This window comes from Shewanella morhuae (assembly GCF_900156405.1).
Lineage (GTDB): Bacteria > Pseudomonadota > Gammaproteobacteria > Enterobacterales > Shewanellaceae > Shewanella > Shewanella morhuae.
In genome coordinates, this window is the sequence record NZ_FTNN01000006.1 from 1 (window position 1) to 14,901 (window position 14,901).

Sequence of the window (14,901 nt, forward strand, 5' to 3'; positions counted from 1 at the left end):
TTTTAATTTGGAGCGACATATCGGGTTCGAACCGATGACCTATACCTTGGCAAGGTATCGCTCTACCAACTGAGCTAATGTCGCATTTCTTTCATTAAGAGCTCTCGCTGCTACATTTGCCCCCAACATTAACAAAGGTATCGTATTCCAACCTTTGCCAACTAAGCTAATGTCGCATTCAATCTAAATGAGCAGAACATCTCGTTCGCATCAAAAAGTTGAGGCCGCATTATATGAAAAATTCATGCGGCTGCAACCCCTTTTGCATATTTATCTACTGATCGGTCAAATTTTAAATACTTTACTGCGATAATACTGCAATTCGGCAATCGACTCTTGGATATCCTGCAGTGCTTGGTGAGTGTTTTGCTTCTTAAGACCCGCCATCGTTTCTGGGCTCCAACGCTTCACCAACTCTTTAATGGTACTAACATCTACATTGCGATAGTGAAAATAATCCTCTAGCTCGCGCATGTAACGATTTAAAAAGCGTCTATCTTGGCCAATACTATTACCGCACATAGGAGATGCGCCCTTGGGCACATACTGCTCTAAAAAGGCAATAGTCTTTGCGACGGCTTGCGCTTCTGTTTCTTGGCTGGCACGAACGCGATCAATAAGACCAGATTCACCATGATGTTTCTGGTTCCAATCATCCATAGCAGCAAGCGCCTCATCTGATTGATGAATCGCAATAACTGGACCTTGACCAATAATATTGAGTTCTTGATCTGTCACTAAAGTGGCAATTTCAATGATCCTGTCGACATCGGGCTCTAACCCTGTCATTTCTAAATCAATCCAAATGAGATTATTTACATTTGCCGTCATAAATCAGCCTTATCATGTCAGTTAGCCTAAATTCAGGCTTTTTTATTCAAGAGTGTGTATCATACTGCTTTTTTGCAACACAAAAAATCACCTAATTGACGAAGACGAATCAGTGACGAAAAAGAAACCCCTAAGCCAAGGTCAATTACGCCGTATGCGCGCTAATCACGAAAAGCGACTCAATCGTGATGGTAGCGAAAAAAATACGCCCGAATTACAAGATAGTTCACTGGGGCAAGAACAACCCGGTACGGTAATTTCACGCTTTGGTCAACACGCCGACATCGAAACCGAAAGCGGCCAAGTGGTGCGCTGTAATATTCGTCGTGCTGTCACCAGCTTAGTCACTGGCGATAAAGTGATTGTACGCTTAGCCATTGAAAGCCAAGCCAATAGCGGTATTGCAGGTATTGTTGAAGCGGTTCACCCACGTCGATCATCACTCACGCGACCCGACTTATACGATGGCGTAAAAATCATCGCCTCTAATATCGACCAGATTTTAATCGTATCGTCGGTATTACCCAGCTTTACCACCCAAATCATCGATCGATATCTAGTGGCTGCCGAAGATACCGACATTCCGCCTATCATCATTTTAAATAAAATTGACTTGCTCAACCCTGATGAGGCGCAGGCCATAGATGAAGCGCTACAACGTTATAAAGATATTGGTTATCCAGTTTATAAGGTCAGCAGTAAGCTAGGTGATGGTATTGATACCATCAAAGACATACTCAAAGATAAAGTTAGCGTGTTTGCTGGCCAATCAGGTGTCGGTAAGTCATCGATCATCAATGCCCTATTACCCGATGCTGAACTGGTTATTGGTGATGTGTCTGACAATTCAGGTTTAGGTCAGCACACCACAACCACAGCCAAACTCTTACATTTACCCAGCGGTGGCGACCTGATTGACTCCCCTGGCGTGCGTGAGTTCGCCCTCTGGCATCTCCCTGCACAACGTGTAGGTTGGTGTTTTATCGAATTTCGTGAATATCTTGGCGCATGTAAATTCCGCGATTGCAAGCACGGTGACGATCCTGGCTGTGCACTGCAAGCAGCCCTGAGCGAAGGTAAAATCAGCGCAGATCGCTTTAATAATTACCATAAAATTATCGCCAGCTTAGATGAACAACGTCATGCGCGCCATTTCCGCGCGGCAGCGGATGAATAATAACTGATTGATAAATAACAGTGCTCTCAGAAAAGATTGAGCAGTAAGAAAAGGAATTAACATTGGATAATCTTAAAATAGCCTTGCAGTACATGCTGCCAAAACACTTATTATCTCGTCTAGTGGGTAAATTCGCCGCCGCCGAAGCGGGCGCGTTAACCACAGCTGCCATCAAATGGTTTATCAAACAATATAAAATTGATATGAGCGAAGCGGCACAAAGCGAACCTGATGCCTATAAAAGCTTTAATGCTTTTTTCACCCGCGCGCTAAAACACGGTATTCGGCCGTTGGATCTAGACGCCGATATCATGGTGCACCCCGTCGATGGTGCCGTTAGTCAATTAGGCCCCATTAAAGATGGCCGCATCTTTCAAGCAAAGGGTCATCATTATTCAGCGTTAACATTACTTGGCGATCAAGCCGATGATGCTAAACGCTTTGAAGGCGGTGATTTTGCGACTATTTACCTCGCACCTAAAGACTATCACCGCATTCATATGCCGATTAAAGGCACCTTGTCAAAAATGACCTATGTTCCCGGTGAGTTGTTTTCAGTGAATCCACTCACAGCTAAACACGTCCCCGGCTTATTTGCTCGCAATGAGCGGGTTGTGGCGATTTTTGAAACGGAATTAGGACCACTGGCGATGGTATTAGTTGGCGCAACGATTGTCGCCAGTATCGAGACAGTATGGGCAGGGACAATTACCCCTCCAACAGGTAAGCAAGTTTTTACATGGCAATACCCAACCCAAGGCCCTGATGCCATCACCTTAGATAAAGGCGATGAGATGGGCCGTTTCAAATTGGGCAGCACTGTGGTGATGTTGTTTGCCAAAGATACTATCCAAACTTTTGCTGAAGGCGTTGAAGCCGAAGCGATAACCCGTATGGGTCAAGCCTTCGCCAATCTTAAAGATGTTAAAAAGTAATTTAAGCCCGCTTAAATTTACGCAAAACCCTCAAGATTAATCGATACCATCTAACCGTACTGCTTTTTAGCAGTACGGTTAATATTGGCGGCACTATCATGCATGACTATTATCATACCTAGGCATGCATGACTATTATCATACCTAGGCGCGACTATCGTCATAGTCACTAACATCACCTTCAAAATCGACCAATCACACCAATAAAAAAAGAACGCTTGAAACATACCAATCTCAGCGTAACTTGGCTAATATGATACGTCTTTTGCCCCTAAATATTCTTAGCCTATATGCCACGTATTTTATTGTTCATTATTGTTTTTTTCTCATTTTCTGTTGTTGCCAACTCTCCACTGCAACTGGACAAACGTCTTGGCATGAACAAACAGGATCAACAACAAAATCCCAGCATTGATGAACAAATTAACGATCTAAAAATTAACATAGAGAAGCTTGCAGCTAACGCGACCAGCTTCCAACAGGCGCAAATCGATTTTGAACAACATAAAAAAAGCACTGATAAAGCGCTCAAAGAAGCTTATAAACCGCTGCCACTAGAAAAAGGTACTGATCTCAGCCAGCAAGCTTCTATGGCTTACCTGCGCCTATCTGAGCTTAAAGAAAGCGAGTCTACCTTAGTTAGACAAGTTAACGATTTACTACAACGCCAGAATGAGTTGCCAGCTGTCATTGCCAGTGCAAGACAAAATTTGGTGCAAAATAAAAAGGCTGAACTTGCACCATTAGATACGCCATCGGGTGAATTACAACAAATGCAACGGCTGTTTTTTGAACAAAGCCTGACCACCAATGAAGCTGAATTAGCTAGCAGTCAAAAACGCATTGAACTGACGCAATTACAATTACAATTAGTGCGTCAGCAATTGATACAACAAGAAGCGTTAATTGAAGCTATTAATAAAGCTATCAATAAACAACGCCAGCAAAAAACCGATGCAACCCTAGCCAAAAACTTGGTCGATACTGACAAAGTTATCGACCCTGTCACCCGTAATATTGCCGATACCAATCACATTTATGGTCAGAAACTGCAAACCCTGACCTTACAGATCAATAATGTCGTCGAACAGCAAGAACAAGCTGAAACCCAATATCAATCCCAAGCTAAACAACTTGCGAATATTCAAGAACAAATCACTTGGGTCAAAATGAACTCCGCCTTTGGTGAGCGTTTTTTACAGATATTACAATCGCTGCCTAAGCCGCCAAATAATGAAAAGCTTCAGACACTCATCGCCGATGCCCGTTTAGACAGATATCATTTAGAGCAACAGCAAGCACTCAATGAGCAAGAACTAGAGCATCCTGGTTTATACAATGATCAACAGATTAAGTTACTGCATTCGCAGCAAAGTTTAATTGCACAGTTGATGCAAAGCTATGACCAATACCTCAGTGAATTAGGCAAGTTGAGAGTTAACTATCAACAACTCAGTCAACAGCACCTCACTCTAAAAAATACTCTTAATGAACATTTATTCTGGGTCCCTAATGCCGCCAGCATTAGTAAATTATGGCTTACGGATCTCGAGCGCAGTGCAGTATGGTTGGTGCAACAGGCACAATGGGATGAACTGGGTAAAGCGTGGGATGAGCAAAACGACTATTGGTCTTGGTGGATTATATTGCTGGTATTATGTTTAGTCGTACAAGACTTGATTACGCCTAAATTCAATCGTTTATTTAATCATTACACCACTTATGTGGGTAATGTGACCCAAGATAAGTTCATTTACACGATAAAAGCACTCGCCTGCAGCTTAAGCTATGCATTAATAAAACCGACACCTGTGATTTTGGCGGGGTTAATCTTTTACCAATCCGATCGCAATTTTGTACAGGCGGTAGGTATGGGCATACTGGCTATTGGCTTAGTTTATCTGTTATATCGTTTTATCTTTATTCTCACGCTCGACAAAGGTGTGCTGGTCGGACATTTCAAACGTCCATCAAAGCTTATCCAAGCGGGTCAATTTAGATTTAGGCACTTTGTGTTAGTTGCCAGCCCATTATTAGGCTTGATGGGTTTTACCGAAGTGCTCGATGCATCATTGGTACGCAATAGTATTGGTCGCGGCGCATTTATTATATTTTGTATTGTTTTATTCTTATTTTACAAGGATATTTTACTGCTCAGCCGTAAAAGTGCCAATGCACAGCAAGACGGTAAGAATAAAAAACTTATCCAGAAAATGCTTTGGTTTTTGTTGATATCATTTCCATTACTCAGTGCAGTACTCGCATTTAGAGGATATTACTTTACCGCCTTTCAAATGTTGCTCCAGCTACAATTATCTATCGTGCTAGGTCTGGGTTTCTTGTTGTTATATCAGCTCATTAAGCGCTGGATGTTAATTGAGCGCCGCCGTATTGCTTTCGATCGCGCCAAGGCTAAACGGGCTGAGCGCTTAGCGCAAAGGGAAAAAGGTGAAACACACCATCTATCTACCGATGGCCTCGATACCTATGAAGAGCCAGTAGTGGATCTCGAAACAATTTCAAGCCAGTCACTTGGGTTAGTGCGCTCGTTATTATTATTGGCTTTTTTAGCCAGCTTAATTGGCCTGTGGACACAAACCCACACCGCATTATTTACCTTTCTCGACGGTATTACGCTGTGGACAACCAATACCAGCGTGAATGGCTTAGAACAACAATTACCCATTACCATGAAATCCTTGATGTTTGGGCTTATTGTGGTCGGCTTCTCAATGATGATCGCGACTAATTTACCGGGCTTACTTGAGCTGATGATCCTACAAAGATTAGACCTATCACCCGGTACGGGGTTTGCGATTACCACTGTAAGCCGTTATCTAGTGGTCTTTTTAGGATTATTAATCGGCTTCTCTAATCTGGGAATGGAATGGTCTAAACTGCAATGGTTAATAGCCGCACTCTCGCTCGGTTTAGGTTTTGGTTTACAAGAGATTTTTGCTAACTTTATCTCGGGCCTAATCATTTTATTTGAAAAACCAGTACGCATTGGCGATACCGTGACGATTCGTGATTTAACTGGGACTGTGAGTAAAATTCAAATTAGGGCGACAACGATTATTGATTGGGACAGAAAAGAAATTATCATTCCAAACAAGGCCTTTATTACTGAGCAATTAATTAACTGGTCGTTGTCAGATCCGATTACGCGCGTGATTGTTTATGTATCAGTTGCGCGTGATTCTGATCCGGCCAAAGTTGAGGCAACGCTCTATCAAGCGGTGCAAGAGTGTGAAGATGCACTAGCAACCCCTGAGCCAGAAGTATGGTTTGCCGGTTTTGGTAAACATACTCAAGATTATGAAGTCCGTGCCTACGCAAAAGATATGTCATCACGCTGGCCACTTCGCCATGATTTACATAAACGAGTCACGAAAAAACTCAAAGAAAACAATCTTGAACTCGCTTATCCACAAATGGAAATCTATATTAAAAATAGCCAAAATCGCGAACAACAAAGTATTATTAGAAGCTAATAGGATTGCACAACATGCTCATTTTTGCTCACCGTGGTGCCAGCGGTTATCAGGCCGAAAATACGTTAGCTGCTATGGAGAAGGCATTGCAACTAGGTGTGCCAGCCGTTGAGCTCGATGTGCATAATGTTGAAGGTGAGCTAGTCGTGTTTCACGATCGTCGTCTTGATAGTAAAAGCTCAGGATCAGGAATTATCCATTTAGTGAGTAAGGATTATCTGGCGAATATTAATGTAAAAGGTGAACCAATACCCACATTGTGGCAGGTGCTGGAATTGATTGCAGGGCGCTGCATAGTTAATATTGAATTAAAAGGCATTAATACCGTTACGCCGTTAATTGCTTTATACCCAAAGGCTTTAAAACAACTCGGTTTTACTCAAGAGCAGTTACTGATTTCCTCTTTTAATCATCCTTATCTACGTGAGTTTAAACAAGCACTCCCAAAGGCCTTAGTCGCACCGCTACTCGCCAGCATTCCACTCGAGGGTGCCGCCGTTGTAAGCCAGCTTGATGCCTATTCCTTGAATTTAGATGTGAGTTTCATCAATCAAGCGTTAATTGATGATGCACACCAGCGCTGCGCCAAAGTTTATGTTTATACGGTCGATCATGTCGATGATATTCATGCACTTAAACTAATGGGCGTTGATGGCGTGTTCAGCAATTATCCCGATCGCGCCATGCAGGCTTTAACTCAAGTAATCACCACAGATTACCTTGGTTACTTTGAATAAAGTGTGGCTGATTAAGACTGGTTATTTCGCTGGGCCCAATAGCCGATAAAAATAAACATCGTCATAATTAACAGAAACATCCAATGGGATGGCATAGCCGCAATGTGCCTTGCCACCCATGGGGTAACTTTAACAATCAATAGACCGTAACCAAAAGCATTAATAATAATAAAAACAAAGGTCCGCAGCACAAAAGAATGCCCTAATAAATGGCGCCTTAGGAGACGATTGACGTCCGCTGAAAAAACCAAAATTAGGCATACTACCATGGCGGTAGCAATATCAAATGCCCAAGGACGAAGCATGTTTCCCAATTGGGCGATGATGGCAACTAACTGATCAAACATAATGAATTAACCTAAAAAATACCGCACAAGCCATTTTAATAACTGAGACTGTGCGTAAAATAATGAATTGAAAACCAGTGCATTGAAAAATAACAATAACCAAGCATAAAGGGAGACGCCATGGGGCACAAGTTACTCTTGCTAACAAAGGTCAATCAACAATACCGCGACTTAATTGAGGCGCTGGAACTCCCTAATCTAGTACTACTCAACGATGATCCCAAACACTTAATTGAGGCTGATCTTTGGTTAGCTGAACCTAAGCTCGCAGCGCCATTATTACCTCATGCAAAAAATCTAAAATGGTTGCAGTCCAGTTTTGCGGGTATAGAGGCACTGATGAGCCCAAGAGGCAGAAAAGACTACCTACTAACTAATATTAAAGGCATATTCGGCCCATTAATGAGTGAATATGTGTTCGGTTATTTACTCGCTCACATCCGTAGCCACGATTTTTATCGGCTGCAGCAACGACAAAAACACTGGCAGGTTGAATCACCACCATATTCAAGTTTACAAAACATGCGCTTACTCTTGCTCGGGACTGGGTCAATAGCTCAATATTTAGCAAAAACCGCACAACATTTTGGCATGCATGTCACGGGTATCAATAGCAGTGGCAATACGGTTGACAGTTTTGATGCTATCGAAACGATGCCAACATTAGGAGAAGCCCTGACTAAAGCCGATGTGGTGGTTAATTTATTGCCAAGCACACCAGCAACACGCAACATACTCAACGCTGATATGTTGGCGACGTTAAAGCCAGATGCCATTTTGTTTAACGTCGGCCGCGGTGATGCCCTTGACCTTGACGCGCTCAATAATCAGCTTATCGCTAATCCTAATCAGCAAGCGATTCTCGATGTATTTACTCAGGAACCTTTACCCAATAGCCATCCTATTTGGGAACGAGAAAATACCATTATCACCCCGCATATGTCGGCGCTGAGCCAACCAGAACAAATAGTCACCCAATTTAGCCAAAACTATCATCGCTACTTAGCTGGTAAGCCACTAGCTAATGTTATTGATTTTAATAAAGGATACTAAAATAGCTTAACTTAAATACTCGTTGGGATAGTAATGACCACTGCGATGTACAAATAAAAAAAGAAGGATGACTGTGATGGAACGCGGTCATCGAATAATTATTAAACAGATTTATTCAAATAATGTCCACATGCGTATTGCATTTGATAAGCGTTTTCATTTAGAATTAGCTCAATTCATTTGGGAGGCTAGAAAATGTACGTTTGTCTTTGCCATGCAATCACAGATACGCAAATTAAAAACGCAGTAAGCCAAGGCGATAGCTCTCTTGCTGACGTCAAAAAGCGCTTAGGTGTGGCCGACCAATGTGGTAAATGTGCCAGAATGGCGGTGCAGATTATCCAAAACCAACTAGAACTTGAACCTAATTATTACGAAGTCGCCTAATAAAATTGATGGTTAACGCACTCGCTAACCTATAGCCAAACCATCCATTAGCGACAAAAAACGCTTGCACAGACGACATAAGTGACGTTAAAGCTAATCGTAAAGTTATCATCTGCTCCCTCACCCTGATATTCTTATTCGCCCCCGTATTTTCGCTTCCCAATAGTTCTATCTTGTATCAATCCTAAAGACAAAATAGGGCATTAATAGCCGCTAAAAGACCATAATACTTAACCTGCTGATACGAAATAATAATCCCCATCAACTTAGATTATCTAGCATAAATTCAATGGGGATATTTCACTGCAGCTATAGGAGAAAGCCACTATTTACGCTTCAACAAATAAGCAGCTTCATTTAGCCAAGGCACTGCCTTTTTAATAAATCGAGGATTATCCGCTAACACATTTTGTGATGCTAGCACCTCGATAGCAAAGTCATCACTCAGGTGCTGCTCCACCCAAGTAGGCGATACCGCAAACGGGGGGCCATTTAAGGCTGCTTGTGGATAATCTAAGGTTACGAGTAAACCGATACTGCCACTAGGTAATAAGTTCGCCAGCTGCTTTGCATAGTGTGCACGCATATTTTCTGGCCAAGCAATAAGGGCAGCACGATCATAAAAGGCCGTCACCGCTTGTGTAATCGTCTTAGGCAAAGTGAAAATATCACCCTGATACACACTGATCTGCTCAGTTTGATAATGTTGGTGCTCACCAACTGCCGTTTGCGTAAGCTCAAGCTGGTTGTCAGTGAAAAACTGCTGCACAGCCAGTTCATTTAGCTCGCAACCAATCACTTGATGCCCCTGCTCGGCTAAAAAGCACATATCTAACGACTTACCACATAAGGGCACAAACACTTGAGCATCAGCCGGCAGAGAAAGCTTCTGCCAGTACTGAACAAGGAAAGGATTGATGTCTTGCTGATGAAAACCTATATGTTGCAGGTGCCACTTTTCATGCCAAAAACCGGGTTCCATGGTGTATCTCTATTCGCTAAAGTGACCCTTACTTTAATGGCATTTTAAAATCGATGCAAAGCTCCTTGCAATTGACCCGATGCAACAATGTAAAGACTAAGTTACTGATCTAAAGTAGCTTGCACTTTACGCAGCCAAACACAGTTATCACACTGACATTGACGGCGTGATAGATGATGTGGGCTTAAAGATGAATCAATAAAATCCACCGCAATTAATAACTGCTGTTTTAACTCGGTTACTGATTTTTCATTCACGGCCACTAGCTCATCGTTCTGGTTCATCCAGATGCATTCCATACCCTGGTGGCAAGTTAAACATTGTTCGTCGCGATCATTAAAAAATACCGCATGCGGACAATGAGTAACTTCCATTGACTGTAAAATTCGCTTACGCGGATATGCTAATAATTCAATCAACAAAGCTTTATATTGGGTGGGCATAGGCCCTCCTTAGCTGCACTTTTTATGGCGGTTAATTAACAAATACTTATCTTGTTCGATGTCCAAAGACTACCTATAGTCGTGAAGATTTAACTTGATGTAAGTCAAAGTCAGTGACGAAATGATCGTATAGGTAAGGCACTATGGAAGCTAAGTCTTAAAGCGCTTAAAAATTCTTAACTAAAACTCAGCCTCGATTTGATTATCGCCCCTGCTTACTGGTTAAATGAACAAAACAAGGAGCGCAATTTGCAAACACCTCAGCTGCAACATTTTTATATTTCCGAAGAGCAATCTATTTACTTGCTCAAGGCCAATGATGCCCGTAAGCACAAGGCGTGGATCCGCCTGTGTAAACAGCAACTGAGTAAGCTTGGATATGCCGATATTGAATTAGTTGGCAAAGGTGCCTACGGTTTTGTGTTTGCTGGCATCAATCAAACAGGCGATGCCCATGTTTTTAAGTTTTCGCGGATAACGCTACCGCAACATGTTCAAGACCGGCTCGAAGAAGAAGCCTTTATGCTGTCATTGCTAAAACACCCTAATGTGCCTAGCGCGATTAAATTTGAACGTGTTGGCAAACAAGGCATTTTGGTGATGGAGCGTGCTAAGGGGGAAGATCTTGATCAACTATGCCGCAAAATGGGCGCACTACCTACCGCAATGATCATGAATATTGCCCGCCAGCTTGCCGATATTTTGTATTACCTACGAACGGGTAAACCTTTAGTCCACGGCGATATAAAACCCTCGAATTTAGTTTACGATATTGAGCAGCAGCATTTATCGTTAATCGATTGGGGCTCAGCAGTCTTTGCACAGCGGGATGAGCATAACAATCCCGTTGAAGACAATGTAATGGCATTAATGTCGAGCGATCAACAGCATACTAATGCACGCATGGGTGACGTGTACTTTATTGGTGAAGAACAACTTAACGGTGCACTCTCCAGTCCACGCTTTGACGAACAAGGTGTGGCCGCAACGCTGTATTCCCTTGCCTCAGGACAAGCCAGCCGTTTTGGCGCGCAGGTAATTTCGCCTACCAGTATTGGTTTACCCATGGAGTTAGCCCGCACCTTAGAAGGCATGCTCAGTACAGATCCTGAGCAGCGTAATACCGCTGGTGATTATTTTTTAAAAAGCATGCGCCACAGCCACAGATTACATTTACCCACGCTACCCAAAGCGGAGTTATTAGCCGATATTCCGGTTTGGGTACAATCGCGCGATAAAGATGTTGAAACCGTCAGCTACAGTTCACGTAAATCCTTTTTGAGGGAGCATAACGGCCAAGATCCTATTGCGAAGATGGACGATATTCAACTCGAAAAATATTACCGCAACTTCCTTGCGGGTATGGGCGATACCGAAAAAGGCTTTATCGCAGCGGTGGGCAGGTTGGCGCAGTATCCTATCGTGGGGGGACTCGCAATCCATTGGCAAGAAACCGGCGTTTTTATTGACTCCAATCTTGCAATTTACGATGCTAATCAAAAAGGTGCGTTAATTATCGCTGTTAATAACATGGTGGACTTAGCACGGGGAATTAAACGTATTGGTGTGTTTAAGGCGTGTTTTTTTAACGCTAAAGACACGCTGCATATCGAACGCTCCGATACCAGTGAGCCCTTTAGCGCTAGTGCTGATTTACAATTACCTTTTGACATTGGCGATGTGCCCACCTTAGAGGATAAATCGCGCTTACACTCATACTTCGAAGACGGTAAAGATCCCGATGAAAACCTCGAACTCCCGCATGAAATCATGGAAGAATTAGCCCGCATTAACCAAATTCATCATACGGGTTGTATTATTTTTGAGGCACTGCCCAATCATTTGAAAATCCACAGTTACTTAAAACTGCTTAATCCGCGTAAACAGGCGGCATTTCGTGCAAGTCTCGATCGCATCTTGCATCATGTGGGTAAAATTCAAGGCTACGGAGTGTCGGGTTTTATGAAATTACCTTACAAAAACACCCGTCGTTTTACCCATCTAGAGCGTAAAGCTGAACATTTTTACCCACGAAATCCCAAAAAAATTGGCGCCTAGTGCGCCAATTTTTAACCAAACTTAAAATGCAAAATCTGGGGACTCACCGCTTAAATCGGCGAGCCTGGCGGTAAGACAAGTGGCTTAGGAATAAGCTTAAACTGGGCATCGGTTAATCCGGTCGATAATCCCTGTTGTAGCCCATTATAATGCGCCGCAAGACTAACATTTGCCCGATTTGCTCTCGCCTTTAATTGCTTAATCACAAACTGAATACGATCGTAAATAACAGCCCGAACTTCAGGAGATGTGTCTGGATTGTGTAGCGCGGCAAGGACTTCATCAACCACTACAGCATTGACTCGCATCCACACGCCTTCAACCAGTCCCAGCTTACCCTCTTGGTATAAGGTCGCCGCAAAAAGGTTATCGAGTAATGTCGTTACTGATAGCTGCTCGTTATCTGCCATTGCAGCTTGAGCAATACGGTTCAAACGTTTTGGCATCAATAAAAGGCTAATAGTATGACGACTAAACACTTCTGCCATGCCTAGAGGATCGGTAATGGCTCCTAAGCCTGAATCAAAGGATTCACGCGTAGCATGATAATTACCGGCCTTGGGCACTAAACTATCAAGCAAAGTTTGCGGTACCGTTAAGCTCGTTGCATCTAAGGTTTTAAGTACGGCTTCTAACCCCGCTAACTGCAACGGCGGTGCAATATAACTCCAGCGGCTCCCCTCACCAACAGACAGGTAGTTATAGTCAGTCCCGCCAATAAACTTAGCCACCGCATCAATTTGATAGCGCGTGAGTAAATAAATCGGTGCAAAGGTATCAGCTAACTCGCCCAGTGGCTCATTAGGTAATAATGCGGCACTGGAGAACCCCGCTATCGCCTTTGTACGAATATTATCGAGCTCAATAAGTTGGTCTATCGGATCATCGCCACTGTCCCACAAACTGGCATAAGCCTGGCTTGCATCTTTTTGGCGGGAATCGGCCTCGCTGATATAACGTAAGCCCCGTTTCGCCACATCGGCTAACAAGTCCGCTTGTTGCATTTGTTGTGCGTGCACATCACCCACATCGCTATATCCATAAGCAATAGCAAAATCGTCCCAAGGACCAACACCTGTGGCATAAGGCGCTGAAATATCAATATCGTTACCCTTGAGTTGGATTTTCGGATGAGGGTAATCCATCACAGATGCATCTTGATTACTCGAGGCTGCAAAATTATGGTCAAGCCCTAAGGTGTGGCCAACTTCATGGGCAGCCAGTTGGCGAATGCGTGCGAGCGAAAGTGCTGTTGCCGCTTTATCGGCTGCGATTCTATCCTGCCAGCCAGCGGTTAAGCCTTTGGCAATTAAGTAATCCTGACGTACACGCAAGCTGCCGAGCGTCACTTGGCCTTTGATGATTTCACCGCTGCGCGGGTCAGTTAACGCCGCACCATAAGACCAACCCCGTGTAGCCCTATGCACCCATTGGATCATGTTGTAGCGAATATCCTGTGGGTCGGCATCTTTAGGTAATAACTCAACTTTAAAGCCATCGATAAAGCCTGCGCGTGTAAAAGCACTCTCCCACCAGCGCGCGCCATCGAGCAATGCCGAACGGATAGGTTCAGGCACGCCAGGGTCAAGATAATAAATAATAGGTTTAACGACTTCGCTTGGCGCAGGCCCCGGATGCACCTTTTGTAAACGGTGGCGTAGGATAAAACGTTGTACTAAAGGTCGGTCAAAAGACGTGGCGTAGTCGCGATACTCATCAGATAGATAGCCGCTATTGGGATGATATGCCCGAGCCTGATAACCCGCATCGGGAAGCTCAACAAAAGAATAGCGCATGCGTACCGACATTAATGTGCCATCGGGTGTCACCTGCGCCACTTGCTCACCAGCAACATCGCCTTTAAAGGTAAGTTGAACATCTACGTCGGCATTTTTAGCAAAGGATTTAACCCCTGCCGGCAAGATAACTGATCGGCTCAAATCAAGCTGATAATCCCCCTGCGCAGTTTGTTGTAATACGGAAGATACGCCGTGCAAATCGTTGAGTACCAGATCGTTAATCGCAACCAATACAGGCTTGCCTTCAATGACTTTACCTTGCCATAACACCGAATCAGCAAAAGCTTCGGCAACGGCGCTTTGCTCGGCAGCATCAAGAGTATTAGCGCGATATTGGCTATTCAGTTGCTTGAGGACAACGTAGGGACCTTGGCGCTCAAACTGCACCATACGAGTTTGGCCAAGTTGACCACGGTCAAGGCCAATGTCATTTGAACCCACGCCTTGTGGCAGGCTAGTGACCAATAAAAATGGTTGATTTAAGCGATTAACCTCAAGGTATAACTCTCCTTGAGACGGCTCGTAATAGAGATTAACAAACCCTTTAGCTGCTTGGCTCTGCTGAATGATCTTAGCGCTAGGCGCAGTAGCGGCCACAGTAACAGTGGGAAATCCTAACAATGCGATGACTAAGGCTACACTTTGAGGTTTCATCTTC

Annotated in this window: 12 protein-coding genes and 1 tRNA gene; 7 read left to right on the forward strand and 6 right to left on the reverse strand. The window is 43.6% G+C overall.

Annotated elements, in window-relative coordinates:
- Window positions 1-8: 8 nt before the first annotated feature.
- Window positions 9-84, reverse strand: a tRNA-Gly gene (locus tag BW947_RS08595).
- Between the two features lie 201 nt (window positions 85-285).
- Entirely contained in the window at window positions 286-831 is a 546-nt protein-coding gene (gene orn / locus BW947_RS08600) for an oligoribonuclease (RefSeq protein WP_076498504.1), read from the reverse strand.
- Between the two features lie 112 nt (window positions 832-943).
- Here orn and rsgA point away from each other — a divergent pair, with 112 nt between their 5' ends.
- From rsgA to BW947_RS08620, 4 genes are all read left to right on the forward strand, one after another.
- Window positions 944-2,008, forward strand: a complete 1,065-nt coding sequence (rsgA, locus tag BW947_RS08605; protein WP_076498506.1) for a small ribosomal subunit biogenesis GTPase RsgA — start codon at window positions 944-946, stop codon at window positions 2,006-2,008.
- A gap of 62 nt (window positions 2,009-2,070) precedes the next feature.
- Window positions 2,071-2,943, forward strand: a complete 873-nt coding sequence (asd, locus tag BW947_RS08610; RefSeq protein ID WP_076498509.1) for an archaetidylserine decarboxylase — start codon at window positions 2,071-2,073, stop codon at window positions 2,941-2,943.
- Window positions 2,944-3,233: 290 nt separating this feature from the next.
- Window positions 3,234-6,437 (forward strand): mechanosensitive ion channel domain-containing protein, encoded by a 3,204-nt coding sequence (locus BW947_RS08615; RefSeq protein ID WP_076498512.1) that lies wholly within the window; start codon window positions 3,234-3,236, stop codon window positions 6,435-6,437.
- A gap of 14 nt (window positions 6,438-6,451) precedes the next feature.
- A complete protein-coding gene (locus BW947_RS08620; RefSeq protein WP_076498514.1) occupies window positions 6,452-7,174 on the forward strand; it encodes a glycerophosphodiester phosphodiesterase in 723 nt (240 codons plus the stop codon).
- An 11-nt stretch (window positions 7,175-7,185) separates the two neighbouring features.
- On the opposite strand, the gene BW947_RS08625 is transcribed toward BW947_RS08620, so the two are convergent.
- Window positions 7,186-7,521 (reverse strand): DUF3392 domain-containing protein, encoded by a 336-nt coding sequence (locus BW947_RS08625; protein WP_076498516.1) that lies wholly within the window; start codon window positions 7,519-7,521, stop codon window positions 7,186-7,188.
- A gap of 120 nt (window positions 7,522-7,641) precedes the next feature.
- Here BW947_RS08625 and BW947_RS08630 point away from each other — a divergent pair, with 120 nt between their 5' ends.
- Both BW947_RS08630 and BW947_RS08635 read left to right on the forward strand, forming a co-directional pair.
- A complete protein-coding gene (locus BW947_RS08630) occupies window positions 7,642-8,574 on the forward strand; it encodes a D-2-hydroxyacid dehydrogenase (protein WP_076498518.1) in 933 nt (310 codons plus the stop codon).
- Between the two features lie 195 nt (window positions 8,575-8,769).
- A complete protein-coding gene (locus BW947_RS08635) occupies window positions 8,770-8,961 on the forward strand; it encodes a bacterioferritin-associated ferredoxin (protein ID WP_076498521.1) in 192 nt (63 codons plus the stop codon).
- 325 nt (window positions 8,962-9,286) lie between these two features.
- Here BW947_RS08635 and BW947_RS08640 read toward each other — a convergent pair whose 3' ends face one another.
- Complete coding sequence (locus BW947_RS08640; protein WP_076498523.1) at window positions 9,287-9,943, reverse strand: thiopurine S-methyltransferase; 657 nt, start codon at window positions 9,941-9,943, stop codon at window positions 9,287-9,289.
- A 101-nt stretch (window positions 9,944-10,044) separates the two neighbouring features.
- Window positions 10,045-10,386, reverse strand: coding sequence for a hypothetical protein (locus BW947_RS08645; protein WP_076498525.1), 342 nt, complete (start codon window positions 10,384-10,386; stop codon window positions 10,045-10,047).
- Window positions 10,387-10,635: 249 nt separating this feature from the next.
- Between BW947_RS08645 and BW947_RS08650 the strand changes: the two genes are divergently transcribed.
- Complete coding sequence (locus BW947_RS08650) at window positions 10,636-12,444, forward strand: protein kinase domain-containing protein (RefSeq protein WP_076498527.1); 1,809 nt, start codon at window positions 10,636-10,638, stop codon at window positions 12,442-12,444.
- A gap of 50 nt (window positions 12,445-12,494) precedes the next feature.
- Here the strand turns inward: BW947_RS08650 and BW947_RS08655 are convergent, their stop codons facing one another.
- On the reverse strand, window positions 12,495-14,897 hold the full coding sequence (locus tag BW947_RS08655) for a zinc-dependent metalloprotease (RefSeq protein ID WP_076498529.1): 2,403 nt from the start codon (window positions 14,895-14,897) through the stop codon (window positions 12,495-12,497).
- Window positions 14,898-14,901 lie beyond the last annotated feature (4 nt).